This is a genomic window from Allosphingosinicella deserti, from assembly GCF_003012735.1.
In the GTDB taxonomy this organism is placed as follows: domain Bacteria; phylum Pseudomonadota; class Alphaproteobacteria; order Sphingomonadales; family Sphingomonadaceae; genus Allosphingosinicella; species Allosphingosinicella deserti.
Genome location: NZ_PXYI01000006.1, coordinates 100078 through 116932, shown reverse-complemented (window position 1 = coordinate 116932; position 16855 = coordinate 100078). Strand labels below are relative to the sequence as shown.

9 protein-coding genes are annotated in these 16855 nt (G+C 65.0%); 2 read left to right on the top strand and 7 right to left on the bottom strand.

Annotated elements, in window-relative coordinates:
* Positions 1-58: 58 nt before the first annotated feature.
* Entirely contained in the window at positions 59-919 is an 861-nt protein-coding gene (gene panB / locus C7I55_RS18080) for a 3-methyl-2-oxobutanoate hydroxymethyltransferase (protein ID WP_106514427.1), read from the bottom strand.
* Positions 920-1097: 178 nt separating this feature from the next.
* Between panB and C7I55_RS18075 the strand changes: the two genes are divergently transcribed.
* Positions 1098-2072 carry a right-handed parallel beta-helix repeat-containing protein gene (locus C7I55_RS18075; RefSeq protein WP_106514426.1) on the top strand — a complete coding sequence of 325 codons (975 nt, stop codon included), beginning with the start codon at positions 1098-1100 and terminating at the stop codon, positions 2070-2072.
* Between the two features lie 373 nt (positions 2073-2445).
* Here C7I55_RS18075 and C7I55_RS18070 read toward each other — a convergent pair whose 3' ends face one another.
* From C7I55_RS18070 to C7I55_RS18045, 5 genes are all read right to left on the bottom strand, one after another.
* The gene (locus C7I55_RS18070) at positions 2446-5973 is read right to left on the bottom strand and encodes a calcium-binding protein (protein ID WP_106514425.1); all 3528 of its coding nucleotides are present in this window, start codon (positions 5971-5973) and stop codon (positions 2446-2448) included.
* 45 nt (positions 5974-6018) lie between these two features.
* Complete coding sequence (locus tag C7I55_RS18065; protein WP_106514424.1) at positions 6019-9549, bottom strand: calcium-binding protein; 3531 nt, start codon at positions 9547-9549, stop codon at positions 6019-6021.
* Between the two features lie 45 nt (positions 9550-9594).
* Positions 9595-13092: a calcium-binding protein gene (locus C7I55_RS29280; RefSeq protein WP_106514423.1), complete on the bottom strand. Its 3498-nt coding sequence runs from the start codon at positions 13090-13092 to the stop codon at positions 9595-9597.
* A gap of 529 nt (positions 13093-13621) precedes the next feature.
* A complete protein-coding gene (gene guaA / locus C7I55_RS18050; RefSeq protein ID WP_106514421.1) occupies positions 13622-15181 on the bottom strand; it encodes a glutamine-hydrolyzing GMP synthase in 1560 nt (519 codons plus the stop codon).
* 204 nt (positions 15182-15385) lie between these two features.
* A complete protein-coding gene (locus C7I55_RS18045) occupies positions 15386-16090 on the bottom strand; it encodes an acyltransferase family protein (protein ID WP_233222308.1) in 705 nt (234 codons plus the stop codon).
* Between C7I55_RS18045 and C7I55_RS28960 the strand changes: the two genes are divergently transcribed.
* Positions 15993-16358, top strand: a complete 366-nt coding sequence (locus C7I55_RS28960) for a hypothetical protein (protein WP_233222313.1) — start codon at positions 15993-15995, stop codon at positions 16356-16358. The genes C7I55_RS18045 and C7I55_RS28960 overlap by 98 nt on opposite strands.
* Here C7I55_RS28960 and C7I55_RS18035 read toward each other — a convergent pair.
* A complete protein-coding gene (locus C7I55_RS18035; RefSeq protein ID WP_106514418.1) occupies positions 16351-16812 on the bottom strand; it encodes a DUF6916 family protein in 462 nt (153 codons plus the stop codon). The genes C7I55_RS28960 and C7I55_RS18035 overlap by 8 nt on opposite strands.
* Positions 16813-16855 lie beyond the last annotated feature (43 nt).

Here is a 16855-nt window from a genome sequence, read left to right as displayed (position 1 = left end):
GCCGGCACTTTGCCCCGGCGCACCTCTACCGGGCGAGGGGCGGAAACGGCAAGCCCTCTCAGGTTTTGGGCCGGTACAGCTGCTCTTCGGTGGGAAAGGCGCGACCGCGCACCTCCGCGGCGAAGCCGGCGGCGGCGCCCTCGATGCGCGCGGCGAGATCCTCGTAGCGTTTGACGAAGCGCGGGGTTCGCTCGAACATGCCCAGCATGTCCTCCGTGACCAGCACCTGTCCGTCGCACGCGGCCGATGCGCCGATGCCGATCGTGGGGCAGGACACCGCGCGGGTGATGTCGGCGCCCAGCGATTCCATCACCCCTTCGACGACGAGCAGAAAGGCGCCGGCGTCGGCAATGGCGCGCGCATCGGCCAGGATCTTCGCCGCCTCCGCGTCGCTGCGGCCGCGCGCACCATAGCCGCCGAGCGCGTTCACCGCCTGCGGCGTCAAGCCGACATGGCCGACCACCGGGATGCCGCGGCCGACCAGGAATGCGACGGTCTCCGCCATCGCTTCGCCGCCTTCGAGCTTCACCGCGGCGGCGCCGGTCTCCTTGAGGATCCGCGCGGCGCTGTCGAAGGCGCGCTCCGGGCCGGCTTCATAGGAGCCGAACGGCATGTCGACCGCAACCACCGCGTGCCACGACCCGCGGACCACGGCCGCACCGTGCGCGCACATCATTTCCATCGTCACCGGTACGGTCGACGGAAGGCCATAGATCACCTGGCCGAGGCTGTCGCCGACGAGCAGGATGTCGCTGTGCGGATCGAGCAGCTGCGCCATCCGTGCCGTGTAGGCGGTGAGCATGACGATCGGGTCGCCGCCCTTCATCGCCTGGAGCTTGGGAACGGTGAGGCGCTTCATCGGGCTGGGCACCGGATTGGCGCGGCTCGTCGAGGTGTCGAGGGAGTGGGTGACGGACATCGACCTGTCTTAGCGGGTCAGCGAGCGCCTGACCAGAATTCGTGAAAAAGCGCTGCAGGGGTGCCCTGCTAACAGTTAGCGCGCCTCAAAGGCAGCGGATACACTTCCTCTATTCTTTTACTCCGAATCGAAGTATTGTCCTTTTCTCCCTAAGAGGGGGACAAAAGGGGATGATCGCATGAAAATGGGAAATCGAATTGCATTGCTTGCTGCAACTGGTGTGGCCGCGTTCGGCTTCGCGGCGCCGGTTTCCGCCCAGGCGACCCGAACCTGGGTTTCTGGGGGAATCGACGGCGACGACGTCAATCCGTGCAGCCGAACCGCACCGTGCAAGACTTTCGCAGGCGCGATTTCGAAGACGGCCGCCGGCGGAGAGATAGACTGCCTCAGCCCGGGCGGGTTTGGAACGCTGACCATCACCAAATCTATCACCATCGATTGCTCCGGCACCTATGGCAGCGTGCTCAATTCAGGAGGAATCAACGGCTTCGTCATCAACGATTCGGCGACGGCGACGCCCGGGACCGTCGATGTCATCCTTCGTGGTGTGTCGATCAACGGCGCCGGCACCACACCGGGCCTTAACGGCATCCGCTTCATCTCGGGCCGATCGCTCGTCGTCGAGAACGTGATGATTCAGAATCAGAAGAGCGGCAACGGGATTTCGTTTCAGCCCCAGGCTGCAGCGGTTCTGCACCTCGAGAACGTGACGATCACCAACGGCAATAACGGCGTCCTCGTGCAGCCGACCGGGCTCGGCTCTGCGCGGGTTTCGGCACGGCATCTGCGGATCCACAATAACAGCGGCGCCGGCTTCCGCGCAGACACGTCCGGGAGTGGTTCGACCGGCGTTCGGTTCACCTTGGAAGACACCGACCTGCAACAGAATGCGAACGGCGTGCAGTTCAATGGCCCTCCCACGGCAGCCGATGTGCGTGGAACCCTTACTCGGGTGAACGTCTCCAACAATAGCGGCAACGGAATTGCCGCATCGGGGAGTCGAGCGGTCGTCGCGGTCACCGATTCGACGATCACCGGAAACGCGATCGGCGTCGTCACCTCGGCAAGCGCGGTCGTGAACACCTACACCGACAATGCCCTCAGCGGAAATGCTTCGGACGGCGTCTTCGGCGCCGCCCTTCCGCCGCGCTGACGATCGAAGGGGCCGAGGAAGGCCAAGATGCGCCTCGGCCATTGGGCAGAACACGAAATTTCTCCCTGAGGAGTCTCAGGCGGTGCAAGAGGGGGCGGGCCGCGATGCGGCCCGCCCCCTTCTTTTTGCCCGAAGACGATCGCCTTCGCGGCCGAGCGCTGTCCGATCGGAAGCCGAAATCCGCAGCGTTGAGCTGATGATCTGGCGTCGCGACCGCGAGGCCCCGGCGTATGCGAGTGGCAAAACGCTGCCTCGCCATCGGTCGCCTACGGCACCGCATTCCACGCGACGTTGCGTTCGCAATCGCCGCCGATCGACGGAGACGGCTCCCCTTCGGGCAGCGGCGACTGCAACAGCAACACGCCGGTTCCACTCAAAACCAGAAGTCGGCGGCGCTGATCTGATATTCCGGTGACGTCACCACCAAGATCGACAGGTCGCCCGCACCGTCTCCGTTGGTATCGCCCTCTACCAGCCAACCGTTGGGCGTGCCGTCAGCCGCCGTGACCCGCAGTTCACCGGCGCTGCCGCTGAACGCGGCAGCACCGATGAAGCGAAACGCGCTGTTGCTGTTTGCGGCATTGCCGTCAGCGTCGATTTCGCTAAGATCGATCAGGTCCCCGGCGAATCCCCCGATGAGATCGCGCGCGGCTGCCGTCGAGTCGCTGGTTGCGGTGTAGACGTACGTGTCGAAGTTACTGCCCCCGAACAACTGGTCGGCACCGCCGCCACCGCGGATTTCATCGCTGCCGAGGCCGCCGATCAGGCGATCGTCGCCAGCACCGCCGCGCATCACGTAGCGGGCGCTGGTCTCCGCGGAAGCATCGACGATCGCAGCTTCACCGGCAGCGAGCGTGCTTGCGTCGACGATAAAGTTCTCATCCTGATCGTACAGGTCAGGTGGGCCAGCCATGCTGTCCAGCAGCTTGAGATTGTATGTGTACACCGTCCCGGCCGGCGGTCGGTCGTAATAGACCCTGCTGCTTCCCGAGAGCAGCTGCAGTTCTTCGATAGACTGAATGTTCGCGCCTCCGAGAACCAATGGAGCATCGCTCCCGTAATTGCCCTGCAGGCTCAACCTGTCGCCACCATATTCCGAGCCTCCGACGATGGTATCGGCATCGGTGTAGGCGGCTCCGAAATAGAATCTGTTGTAAAAGCCAAGGCCGCTGACATTGTCATCGCCACCTAAGGACATGATGAATATGTTGGTCGGTCCGCTCTCCGCGACGATCGTGTCGTTCAGCGCTGAGCCCCAGACCGGGCTGGCATCGTACATATAGGTGTAGACCAGATCCAAAGCATCGACATTCTCGAGGATAAGGATCGGATCCCAGACGAGCACGTCTGCGTCCGGGCTACGAAGAAACTCAATGCGGGTATCTTCGCCGGTCTGCACAAGACGGGCGCGCCCCCCAATGAATGCCCAAAGGTCACCGAACCGAGGATCGTTGAAAACTGGATCGTAATGCGTGAGGTCGAACGAGTCTCCCTCTGCACGGTTGAAGTCCTTCACGGTGAGCGTGACAGGGGCACGCTCACCATAAGGCACGTAGCCCCCCACGATGATTCGGTCGCGGCCCGAACCGAGTGTCAGCACGGCATCGCCGGTTATTGCATTCGTGCGGAAAATGTCGGCGCCTGCGCCGCCGTCGGCAGTCAGGACGGTGCCTTCGCTCCCATCGATATGGAAGGTGATGGTGTCATTGCCATCGCCGCCCTCGATCCGGATCGTGTCGCCGGCGCCGCCGCTGCGTCGTACCTCGATCCGGTCGTTGCCGGTGCCGCCGACGATTCTGTCCGATCCCGCATCGTCGCGGAGGGTATCGTCACCCGCGCCGCCATCCAGAAAATCGTGGCCGCTACCTCCATCGATGATGTCGACGTCGGCACCGCCGAGCAGTCGGTCCGCACCGGCACCGCCGCTTAAGCGGTTGAATCCGCTGCCGCCATGGATCTCGTCGTCGCCAAAGTCGCCGTTCAGGATATCGTTGCCGCCGAGCCCGTAGATCAGGTCGTTGCCGCGGCCGCCTTGTAGCGTGTCGTCCGCCTCGGTACCGGTCAGGGTCGCCCCCGCCGGCACGGCGCCGCTGGGCGAAAAGCCGTCGAGGTTGGTGCTGGAGAAAGACGAGGCGCTTCGGCCCTGGAAGGTGACGATCGTGCGGAAGCTGTCGCCTCCGCCGTCGGCATCGATCTGCAGCAGCGTCTCGGCGCCGCTCTGGACGAGGCGGGCGTACCCCGACGCGAACGGATTGCTGCCATCCCAGGTCGGGGCTGCGGCGGTGAGGAAGCTGACGAATTCGAGGCGGTCGCCGCCGGCGCCGACCTGAAAATCGCGGACGACGATGTGGCCCTTGCCGGCGATCAGCTCCGGCGCGGTCGGATCCAGCACCAGGACATCCGACCCGGCGCCCAATGTCACGTCGGCCGTGCCGCGCAGCCCGGCGAGGCTGATCCAGTCATTCTCGCCGCCGCCGTCGATGACGAAGTCGCCGCCATTTGCGCCCTCGATCGTGATCCGGTCCTCGCCGGCACCGCCACGGACCGTCTTGGTCAGCGTATCTCCCGACTGGACGAGAAACCAATCGCTGCCGGCGCCGCCATCGAGTTCGTCGGCCCCGAAATCCGCATACAGGAAATCGTGGCCGGCCTGGCCGCGGACGACATCGTTGCCGCGACCGCCGCGCAGGCTGTCATCGCCGTCGCCGCCCTCGACGACATCGTCGCCGATCTCACCGTCGATCCTGTCGATGCCCGCGCCGCCGCGCAGCAGATCGTTGCCGGTGCCGCCGTTGACCGTGTCGTTGCCCCCGGCACCATCGATCACATCGTGCCCGGCCGTGCCCTGAACAATCTCTGCAGCGTCGGTGCCGGTCTTGGCGAAAGCCGGATGCTCCGATCCGTCGGCCCGGAACCCACCGAAATTGGGCGAACGAAAGTCCGCGGCATTGGCATTCTTGAAGATAAAGAGCGGCTGATAGGAACTGGCGGCGCCGGCGCCATCATAGTCGATGTCGAGCACCGCATCGGCACCGGCCTGGCGAAGCCGCAGGAAACCGGCGCCGAACGGGTTCGTCTGCCGATCCCACGAGGCGAGCGCGCCGCCGAGAAAGTCGATCCAGTCGATGCGGTCACCATCGGCACCCGGCTGGAAATCGGCAAAGGTGATCACCGCCCCTGGCGCCAGGCCGCCGGCCTTGATCTCGACGACGTCAGTGCCGGTCCCGAGACCGATGTCGGCCGCCGCAGCCAGGCGGGTGATCCGGACAAGGTCGTTGCCGGCCCCTGTCGCGATCTGAAAGGTCGTCGTGCCGCGGGACTCGATCTGAACGCGATCCTCGTCGTTGCCGGTGTCGATCACCTGGCGGTCGCCGCCCGCGACATCGGCGCTATAGTTCACCTGGTCCTTGCCGGCACCGGTCGAGACGGTGTCGGAGCCAGCCTCCCGGATCCAGACGATGTCGACGCCATCGCCGCCGAGGACGACGTCGTCGCCGAGACCGCCTTCCAGCCAGTTCGATGCGCCGCTGCCGCCCTCCAGGCGATCGTTCCCGTCCCCGCCGTAGAGCGTGTCGTTGCCGGTGCCGCCGATCAGAAGGTCGTTGTCGGCGCCGCCGTGAAGCTGATCGATGCCCTCGCCGCCCTCCAGCGTGTCCGCGCCGGCCTCCCCGTAGAGCCGGTCATGCCCGGCGCCGCCGCGGACGACGTCGTTGCCGCCGCCGCCATCGGCACGGTCCTGCCCGCCGAGCGCCTCGATGAGGTCATCGCCGGCGGTGCCCTTGAGGACGTCGTCGGTGGAGCCGCCGTTGATCTGCGTTGCGAGTGCCACAAGCGCTGCCGTGTCGGCCTCCTTGGTCGCAAAGAGATTGGATGCACGACGAGATTGTTGGCCAGCGGACATGTGTATTCCTTTCCTAAGCACACAGGGAGAGTTGAGCGATCGTCCTCAAAACCAGAAGTCGGCAGTGGTCATCTGGTAGCCCTGGGTCGCCAGAACGAGGATCGAGAGGTCGGCCGCTCCGTCGCCATTGGTGTCGCCTTCGACCAGCCAGCCATATTCCGGACCCGGGCCGTAGGTCGCCCGAAGCTCGCCTGCCGTGCCGCTGAACGCGGCCGCACCGATGAAGTGGAAAATATCGTTGCTACTTCCTCCGCCGTCGATGGCATCGACTTTACTGAGATCGATCAGGTCTCCCTTCGCAAAATCTCCGATTACGTCACGCTTTGCCGTTGTCGACTCGCTAACGTCCAAATATTTGAACGTGTCGCTGCCGGCTCCGCCGAACAGTTGATCGTGCCCCGCCCCACCAATCAGTTGATCGTCGCCGCCACCCGTGAGGAGGCGATCATCGCCGGCGCCGCCACGCATGACATAGTCCATGCTCGCCTCGTCGGATGCGTCCACAGCAGCGCTTTCATTCGTGCCGAGGCTACTCGCATCGACCTCGAAAGCCCAGAAGTACGGATTGTCGTCGCTTTGTACAGCCAGATTATCCAGTAACTTCAGATTATAGTGGTACGATGTTCCGGCCGGCGCCAGATGGAAGAAATCGGTTTTGGACGCCGAGAGCAGCCTCAGATCGTCGATGTATTTTATATTCTCGTATCCAAGCACCAGAGGCGCATCCTGCCCATAATCTCCCTGAAGTATGAAGAGATCCTCGCTCGATCCGCTAACGCCCACGATCGTATCAGCTTCGGTATATGCTCCACCGAAATAGAAGCGGCTGTGCAAGCCGTTGGCGGTGAGGCTATCGTCTCCACCTTGAGACATGTTGAAGATAGCGGTCCGGCCTTTCTCAGCGACGATCACCTCGTTCAACACGGAACCGTAAATCGGACTAGCGTCCGTAAAAAACGTGCTAACGAAAGGCGTAACATCGACATCTTCAAGAACGAGAACCGTATCCCATACGTATGCGTCTTCCTCACGGCCTCGGAGAACTTCGATCCGGGTGTCGTCTCCGGCCTGGACGATGCGGGCAGGTCCGTACAGCCAAGCCCAAACCTCTCCATACCGTTCGTCTCCCTTCATCTTCGGCTCGTAGCCGATCAGATCGAAGCTATCCTCGCCATATTTGAAGTCCCTGACGGTGAGCGTCGTTACCGGGCGTTCGCCATAAGGCCGATAGCCACCGACTACGATGTGGTCGCGCCCCTCACCCAAAGTGAGCACGGCATTGCCGATCATTCCGCTCATGACGAACGTGTCGTCGCCGGCGCCGCCGTCGGCATCGAGGATTACGTCCGGGCTGCCGTCTACGTTGAAGGTGATGGTGTCATTACCATCGCCGCCCTCGATCCGGATCGTGTCGCCGGCGCCGCCGCTGCGTCGTACCTCGATCCGGTCGTTGCCGGTGCCGCCGACGATTCTGTCCGATCCGGCATCGTCGCGGAGGGTATCGTCACCCGCGCCGCCATCCAGAAAATCGTGGCCGCTACCTCCATCGATGATGTCGACGTCGGCACCGCCGAGCAGTCGATCCGCACCGGCACCGCCGCCCAAGCGGTTGAAGCCGCTGCCGCCATGGATCTCGTCGTCGCCAAAGTCGCCGTTCAGGATATCGTTGCCGGCGAGCCCGTAGATCAGGTCGTTGCCGCGACCGCCCTGTAGCGTGTCGTCCGCCTCGGTACCGGTCAGGGTCGCCCCCGCCGGCACGGCGCCGCTGGGCGAAAAGCCGTCGAGGTTGGTGCTGGAGAAAGACGAGGCGCTTCGGCCCTGGAAGGTGACGATCGTGCGGAAGCTGTCGCCTCCGCCGTCGGCATCGATCTGCAGCAGCGTCTCGGCGCCGCTCTGGACGAGGCGGGCGTACCCCGACGCGAACGGATTGCTGCCATCCCAGGTCGGGGCTGCGGCGGTGAGGAAGCTGACGAATTCGAGGCGGTCGCCGCCGGCGCCGACCTGAAAATCGCGGACGACGATGTGGCCCTTGCCGGCGATCAGCTCCGGCGCGGTCGGATCCAGCACCAGGACATCCGACCCGGCGCCCAATGTCACGTCGGCCGTGCCGCGCAGCCCGGCGAGGCTGATCCAGTCATTCTCGCCGCCGCCGTCGATGACGAAGTCGCCGCCATTTGCGCCCTCGATCGTGATCCGGTCCTCGCCGGCACCGCCACGGACCGTCTTCGTCAGCGTATCTCCCGACTGGACGAGAAACCAATCGCTGCCGGCGCCGCCATCGAGTTCGTCGGCCCCGAAATCCGCATACAGGAAATCGTGGCCGGCCTGGCCGCGGACGACATCGTTGCCGCGACCGCCGCGCAGGCTGTCATCGCCGTCGCCGCCCTCGACGACATCGTCGCCGATCTCACCGTCGATCCTGTCGATGCCCGCGCCGCCGCGCAGCAGATCGTTGCCGGTGCCGCCGTTGACCGTGTCGTTGCCCCCGGCACCATCGATCACATCGTGCCCGGCCGTGCCCTGAACAATCTCTGCAGCGTCGGTGCCGGTCTTGGCGAAAGCCGGATGCTCCGATCCGTCGGCCCGGAACCCACCGAAATTGGGCGAACGAAAGTCGGCGGCATTGGCATTCTTGAAGATGAAGAGCGGCTGATAGGCACTGCCGGCGCCGGCGCCATCATAGTCGATGTCGAGCACCGCATCGGCACCGGCCTGGCGAAGCCGCAGGAAACCGGCGCCGAACGGGTTCGTCAGCCGATCCCACGAGACGAGCGCGCCGCCGAGGAAGTCGATCCAGTCGATGCGGTCACCATCGGCACCCGGCTGGAAATCGGTAAAGGTGATCACCGCCCCCGGCGCCAGGCCGCCGGCCTTGATCTCGACGACGTCGGTGCCGGTGCCGAGACCGATGTCGGCCGCCGCAGCCAGGCGGGTGATCCGGACAAGGTCGTTGCCGGCTCCGGTTGCGATCTGGAAGGTCGTCGCGCCGCGGGAGTCGATCTGAACGCGATCCTCGTCGTTGCCGGTGTCGATCAGCTGGCGGTCGCCGCCCGCGACATCGGCGCTGTAGTTCACCTGGTCCTTGCCGGCGCCGGTCGAGACGGTGTCGGAGCCAGCCTCCCGGATCCAGACGATGTCGACGCCATCGCCGCCGAGGACGACGTCGTCGCCGAGACCGCCTTCCAGCCAGTTCGATGCGCCGCTGCCGCCTTCGAGACGATCGTTGCCGTCACCGCCATAAAGCGTGTCGTTGCCGGCGCCGCCGATCAGAAGGTCGTTGTCCGCGCCGCCGTGAAGCTGATCGATTCCGTCTCCGCCCTCCAGCGTGTCCGCGCCGGCCTCCCCGTAGAGCCGGTCATGCCCGGCGCCGCCGCGGATGACGTCGTTGCCGCCGCCGCCGTCGGCGCGGTCCTGCCCGCCGAGCGCCTCGATGAGGTCATCGCCGGTCGTACCTCTGAGCACGTCGTCGGTGGAGCCGCCGTTGATCTGCGTTGCGAGTGCCACAAGCGCTGCCGTGTCGGCTTCCTTGGTCGCAAAGAGATTGGATGCACGACGAGATTGTTGGCCAGCGGACATGTGTATTCCTTTCCTAAGCACACAGGGAGAGTTGAGCGATCGTCCTCAAAACCAGAAGTCGGCAGTGGTCATCTGGTAGCCCTGGCTCGTCAGGACCAGGATCGAGAGGTCGGCCGCTCCGTCGCCATTGGTGTCGCCTTCGACCAGCCAGCCATATTCCGGACCCGGGCCATAGGTTGCCCGAAGCTCGCCTGCCGTGCCGCTGAACGCGGCCGCACCGATGAAGTGGAAGATATCGTTGCTACTGCCGCCGTCGATGGCATCGACTTTACTGAGATCGATCCGGTCCCCCTTCGCATAATCTCCAATGACATCGCGGTTGGAGACCGTAGAGTCACCCGCAGAAAGATATTCGAAAGTGTCGCGGCCGATGCCGCCGAAAAGGCGGTCGCCTCCTCCACCCCCAACCAGTTGATCGTTGCCAGCGCCGCCGATAAAGCGATCGTCGCCGGCACCACCACGGATGACATAGCGCATGCTCGCCTCGTCGGAGGCGTCAATCTTGGCAGTTTCACCCAGCCCCAGCTGGCTCGCGTCGACCACAAACTCGTAGAAGTATGGTCTGGCCTCACTCGGCACCGCCATATTGTCCAGCAACCTCAGATCATATTGGTAAGCTGTTCCAGCGGGCGCCAAATGATAATATTCGGCTCCAGATGCTGAGAGCAGCTGCAGAGCGTGCATGTTCTGAATGTTCGACTCTCCGAGCACCAATGGCGTATCCAACCCATAGTCGCCCTGAAGAATAAGAAGACCTGAGCCGATGCCCTCTACCGCTACAATCGTGTCTCCTCCGGTGTAAGATCCACCAAAGTAGAATTGCGCACCGTATCCACTCGATCCATCGAAAGAGATGCTATCGTCCCCACCTTGGGACATGTCGAACTTTTTCGGACCGTCTCCAGCGATGATCGTCTCATCCAACGCGGAGCCATAGATCCAGCTGGTATCTCCGTAGAAGTAACGAACGAATGGCGTAACATCGACATCTTCAAGAACGAGAACCGTATCCCATACGTATGCGTCTTCCTCACGGCCTCGGAGAACTTCGATCCGGGTGTCGTCTCCGGCCTGGACGATGCGGGCAGGTCCGTACAGCCAAGCCCAAACTTCTCCAAACCGTTCGTCTCCCTTCATCTTCGGCTCGTAGCCCAGCAGATCGAAGCTATCCTCGCCATATTTGAAGTCCCTGACGGTGAGCGTCGTTACCGGGCGTTCGCCATAGGGCCGATAGCCGCCGACTACGATGTGGTCGCGCCCCTCACCCAAAGTGAGCACGGCATTGCCGATCATTCCGCTCATGACGAACGTATCGTCGCCGGCGCCGCCATCGGCATCGAGGACTACGTCCGGGCTGCCGTCTACGTTGAAGGTGATGGTGTCTTTACCATCGCCGCCCTCGATCCGGATCGTGTCACCGGCGCCGCCGCTGCGTCGTACCTCGATCCGGTCGTTGCCGGTGCCGCCGACGATTCTGTCCGATCCCGCATCGTCGCGGAGGGTATCGTCACCCGCGCCGCCATCCAGAAAATCGTGGCCGCTACCTCCATCGATGATGTCGACGTCGGCACCGCCGAGCAGTCGGTCCGCACCGGCACCGCCGCTTAAGCAGTTGAATCCGCTGCCGCCATGGATCTCGTCGTCGCCAAAGTCGCCGTTCAGGATATCGTTGCCGCCGAGCCCGTAGATCAGGTCGTTGCCGCGGCCGCCCTGTAGCGTGTCGTCCGCCTCGGTACCGGTCAGGGTCGCCCCCGCCGGCACGGCGCCGCTGGGCGAAAAGCCGTCGAGGTTGGTGCTGGAGAAAGACGAGACGCTTCGGCCCTGGAAGGTGACGATCGTGCGGAAGCTGTCGCCCCCGCCGTCGGCATCGATCTGCAGCAGCGTCTCGGCGCCGCTCTGGACGAGGCGGGCGTACCCCGACGCGAACGGATTGCTGCCATCCCAGGTCGGGGCTGCGGCGGTGAGGAAGCTGACGAATTCGAGGCGGTCGCCGCCGGCGCCGACCTGAAAATCGCGGACGACGATGTGGCCCTTGCCGGCGATCAGCTCCGGCGCGGTCGGATCCAGCACCAGGACATCCGACCCGGCGCCCAATGTCACGTCGGCCGTGCCGCGCAGCCCGGCGAGGCTGATCCAGTCATTCTCGCCGCCGCCGTCGATGACGAAGTCGCCGCCGTTTGCGCCCTCGATCGTGATCCGGTCCTCGCCGGCACCGCCACGGACCGTCTTGGTCAGCGTATCTCCCGACTGGACGAGAAACCAATCGCTGCCGGCGCCGCCATCGAGTTCGTCGGCTCCGAAATCCGCATACAGGAAATCGTGGCCGGCCTGGCCGCGGACGACATCGTTGCCGCGACCGCCGCGCAGGCTGTCATCGCCGTCGCCGCCCTCGACGACATCGTCGCCGATCTCACCGTCGATCCTGTCGATGCCCGCGCCGCCGCGCAGCAGATCGTTGCCGGTGCCGCCGTTGACCGTGTCGTTGCCCCCGGCACCATCGATCACATCGTGCCCGGCCGTGCCCTGAACAATCTCTGCAGCGTCGGTGCCGGTCTTGGCGAAAGCCGGATGCTCCGATCCGTCGGCCCGGAACCCACCGAAATTGGGCGAACGAAAGTCGGCGGCATTGGCATTCTTGAAGATAAAGAGCGGCTGATAGGAACTGGCGGCGCCGGCGCCATCATAGTCGATGTCGAGCACCGCATCGGCACCGGCCTGGCGAAGCCGCAGGAAACCGGCGCCGAACGGGTTCGTCTGCCGATCCCACGAGGCGAGCGCGCCGCCGAGAAAGTCGATCCAGTCGATGCGGTCACCATCGGCACCCGGCTGGAAATCGGCAAAGGTGATCACCGCCCCTGGCGCCAGGCCGCCGGCCTTGATCTCGACGACGTCAGTGCCGGTCCCGAGACCGATGTCGGCCGCCGCAGCCAGGCGGGTAATCCGGACAAGGTCGTTGCCGGCCCCGGTTGCGATCTGGAAGGTCGTCGCGCCGCGGGACTCGATCTGAACGCGATCCTCGTCGTTGCCGGTGTCGATCAGCTGGCGGTCGCCGCCCGCGACATCGGCGCTGTAGTTCACCTGGTCCTTGCCGGCGCCGGTCGAGACGGTGTCGGAGCCAGCCTCCCGGATCCAGACGATGTCGACGCCATCGCCGCCGAGGACGACGTCGTCGCCGAGACCGCCTTCCAGCCAGTTCGATGCGCCGCTGCCGCCTTCGAGACGATCGTTGCCGTCACCGCCATAAAGCGTGTCGTTGCCGGCGCCGCCGATCAGAAGGTCGTTGTCCGCGCCGCCGTGAAGCTGATCGATTCCGTCTCCGCCCTCCAGCGTGTCCGCGCCGGCCTCCCCGTAGAGCCGGTCATGCCCGGCGCCGCCGCGGATGACGTCGTTGCCGCCGCCGCCGTCGGCGCGGTCCTGCCCGCCGAGCGCCTCGATGAGGTCATCGCCGGCGGTGCCCTTGAGGACGTCGTCGGTGGAGCCGCCGTTGATCTGCGTCGGCGCGGCGAGAGCGAGCCCGCTTTCGGCCGCGAAGAGCGATGGCAAGGATTTCGAGACACGGAGGGGGAGTTGGACGCCAGCCACTATTTACCCTTTCTTAAGCATACTTCGTCGCAAGTATAGATTTGCTACAACAGTGCAAACGATCTCGATTAGTCTTTGATTACGAAGGAAAAGAGCGTCCGCATCAGGCCGATGAGCGGACTGGGCCCCGTCGGGAATACGAATCGCTGGCAAGCGGCGAGACGGTGTTCAGGATCTACCAACAAGGATACGGGCATGATCGACCGACCTTTCAGGCATGCATTAGCATTGCCTTTGGTCAGGCGTATGACAAGGCACGGGCGGGGGAACTCGTCGTTCCGCATTCGCAAGATCGTCTTGTGCTTCAGGCGTTTACGATCGGCCGTAAGCGGTCCTACGACGCCGCTGATGCGGCGAGGCTGCCCCGCACGCGCGCTATTTCGCCTTGGGCCGGCGCCTTGCGGCGCCGAGTGACGGCGGCGAGGCTGCCCCGCAGCCTTGCTATTTCGCCGAGTGAGCGTGACAAGGCTGCCCCGCAGCCTTGTTACGCTCACTCCCATTCGATCGTGCCGGGGGGTTTGGAGGTGTAATCGTAGACCACCCGGTTGATGCCGCGCACTTCGTTGATGATGCGGGTGGCGACGCGGCTGAGGAAGGCGGCGTCGAACGGGTAGATATCGGCGGTCATGCCGTCGGTCGAGGTCACCGCGCGCAGCGCGCAGACATTGTCGTAGGTGCGGCCGTCGCCCATCACGCCGACGGTGCGCACCGGCAGCAGCACCGCGAAAGCCTGCCAGATCGCGTCGTAGAGGCCGGCGTTGCGGATCTCCTCGAGGTAGATGAGATCGGCCTTGCGCAGGATGTCGCAGCGTTCCTTGGTGACTTCGCCGGGGATGCGGATGGCGAGGCCGGGACCTGGGAACGGATGCCGGCCGACGAACGCCTCGGGCAGGCCGAGCTCGCGGCCGAGTTCGCGGACTTCGTCCTTGAACAGTTCGCGCAAGGGTTCGACCAGCTTCATGTTCATCCGCTCGGGCAGCCCGCCGACATTGTGGTGGCTCTTGATCGTCACCGACGGCCCGCCGGTGAAGCTGACGCTTTCGATCACGTCCGGATAGAGCGTGCCCTGGGCGAGGAAATCGGCGCCGCCGACCTTCTTCGCCTCGGTCTCGAACACGTCAATGAAGGTCTTGCCGATGAACTTGCGCTTGGCCTCGGGATCGGTGACTCCGGCCAGCCCGCCGAGGAACAGATCCTCGACGTCCACATGGACGAGGGGGATGTTATAGTGGTTGCGGAACAGCGAGACGACCTGCTCGGCCTCGCCGTGGCGCATCAGGCCGTGATCGACGAACACGCAGGTGAGCTGGTGGCCGATCGCCTCGTGGATGAGCACCGCCGCGACCGCGCTGTCGACGCCACCGGACAGGCCGCAGATGACGCGACCGCTGCCGACCTGCTCGCGAATCTCCTGGATTTTGGTCGCGCGGAACTCGGCCATCGTCCAGTCGCCGGAGAGGCCGCAGACGCGGTGGACGAAATTGGCGAGCAGTTTGGCGCCGTCGGGGGTGTGAACCACTTCCGGGTGGAATTGGACGCCGTAGAATTTGCGCGCCTCGTCGGCGGTGGCGGCGAACGGCGCACCGGCGGACTGGGCGACGATGCGGAATCCCGGCGGGATCGCATCGACCTTGTCGCCGTGGCTCATCCACACCTGATGCTTGTCGCCGATCGCCCAGAGGCCATCGAACAGCGCACACTCTTCCTTGATCTCGATGAAGGCACGGCCGAATTCGCTGTGATCGCCGGTGACGACCTTTCCGCCCAATTGCTCGGCCATCAATTGCTGGCCGTAGCAGATGCCGAGCACCGGAACCCCCGCCTCGAACAGAAATTGCGGCGCCCGCGGGCTCTGCTCGGTGGTCACCGACGCGGGGCCGCCCGACAGGATGATGCCCTTGGGCTGCAGCCGCTCGAACGCTTCCACCGCGCGGTTGAACGGGGCGACCTCGCTATAGACTCCGGCCTCGCGCACCCTGCGGGCGATGAGCTGGGTCACCTGGCTTCCGAAGTCGACGATGAGGATCGAGTCGGAAGGTTGAACGGTCATGAGGTCCCCGCGGCGTCAGGAGGTAAAATATGGGCGCGCGATAGGCCGCGCGCGCATTTCTGTCCAGCAAAGCCCCAGTAAGCGGAGGCCCCAGCGCTGAAGAGCCGGTCAGCCAGCGGACGGCGCCTGGCGGCGCCCGCCGATGCCGGCAATCTGCCCCGACAGGAGCCCCGTGCGCTGCACGAGCGGCTTCTCCACGAAACGCTAGATCAGCAATCCGGATCCGACGGCGACGAGGCTCCCAACCGGGACGAACACGGCGAGAGCGACAGCCGACACTGCGGCCGGCATCGCGACGGCGAGAAGCGCCAGCGGCAACAGATGCGTGAGGTAGATCGAGTACGTGGCGTCGCCGACGGCACGAGACACGCTCTGGGCCCGACCGCCCGACGCGGCGTTGCGCGAGAAGGCGCAGGCGGAGACGGCGATCACGGTCGCCACGGCCAGGATCGCGGTCGTGCTTGACGGCGCCAGTCCGGGAAGGAAACGCGACGCGCACGCTGCGGCCATGGCGGCCGCGGCAATGCCGAGCGACACGGCGAAGGCGAGCGGCCCGGCCGCGTTGCCCCGCCACCGCTCCCGAACCACGCCGAGCGCCATGGCGGCCAGAAAGTACAGGATGATCGGACGTCCGAGGTAAGCAAGGGCATTGTCATGGCCGAGCAAGCCGCGCGATACGGCGACGACCCAAAGGCCGAGGATTGCAGCGATCAGCGCAATCCCGATCCGGCGCGGCAAGGCGAGCGCAAGCGCGAACAGAGGGTAGAAGACCAGCTCATATTGCAGGGTCCAGCCGATCGGATTGAGCGGAATGCCGAAGGCCATTCCAGGCGCATGGTGGGGAATGAAGAGCAGGGACGCCGCAAACGTGCCCAGGCTCAGCTGCGCCGGGAAGAGCGGCGCCGCGATCAGGATGGTCAGCCGGCAAAGCGGCACGATCCGGCCGAGCCGCCTCGCCAAAAAATCGTTCGGTCGCGCCTGGGACGGCGAAGTCATGGCCGTGGCCGAGCATCATCACCAGCCCGCTGATCACGAAGAACACGCATACGCCGACCAGCCCGATCTGCTGGGCGAGCGCAAGCAGCGGCCCCGCTTCCGCAAGCATCCGCCGCCCGACTGGGAACTCCGGCTGCTGCGGTGCCCCGGTCACCGTGGCCGCTGGGGCCGGCTCAGTTGAAGATCGCGAGGTACTGCGACGCGGCGCCCGCCGCCACCGCCGACCCGAGATGCACGTCGAGCGGGGCGACCAGGCGAGTCGCCAAACGGTAGGTGCGGTTGCCTTCGATCGGTGCGTTGGCGGGCGCTTCGAAGACCGCCGCGAAGGCGTGACTGCGGGTCACGCTCGCGGGGCGCTCGCCGGCCGAAAGCAGCGGTTTGACCGCGCGCAAGGTGAGGATCGCGGCGGTGCCGCCGACGCTGAAGCGCATGCCGACCGCACGCCGCCAATGGTCGAGCGCACCGTCGGCAAGCGACAGCGGCGGCAGCGCAACGCTGTCCTTGGAGCTGGAACTACTGAGCAAGCTCGGCCTGGTCGCCGCAGCGCCGGCAAGCACCGCGCCGAGACCGCCAATGCCGATGAGGCCAAGCATGTTGCGGCGATCGGCCGCGACCGCATTCAAGATTTCGGTCATTTCAATCCCCCCCGGTCCACGACGGTGAACCACGCCCCGCCTC

Excerpts from the sequence above, each read along its gene's own strand:
- panB (WP_106514427.1), bottom strand. The coding sequence starts at position 919 with ATGTCCGTCACCCACTCCCTCGACACCTCGACGAGCCGCGCCAATCCG.
- C7I55_RS28960 (WP_233222313.1), top strand. The coding sequence starts at position 15,993 with ATGCCGAAGGCCATTCCAGGCGCATGGTGGGGAATGAAGAGCAGGGAC.
- C7I55_RS18035 (WP_106514418.1), bottom strand. The coding sequence starts at position 16,812 with ATGACCGAAATCTTGAATGCGGTCGCGGCCGATCGCCGCAACATGCTT.
- C7I55_RS18070 (WP_106514425.1), bottom strand. The coding sequence starts at position 5,973 with ATGTCCGCTGGCCAACAATCTCGTCGTGCATCCAATCTCTTTGCGACC.
- C7I55_RS18075 (WP_106514426.1), top strand. The coding sequence starts at position 1,098 with ATGAAAATGGGAAATCGAATTGCATTGCTTGCTGCAACTGGTGTGGCC.
- guaA (WP_106514421.1), bottom strand. The coding sequence starts at position 15,181 with ATGACCGTTCAACCTTCCGACTCGATCCTCATCGTCGACTTCGGAAGC.
- C7I55_RS18065 (WP_106514424.1), bottom strand. The coding sequence starts at position 9,549 with ATGTCCGCTGGCCAACAATCTCGTCGTGCATCCAATCTCTTTGCGACC.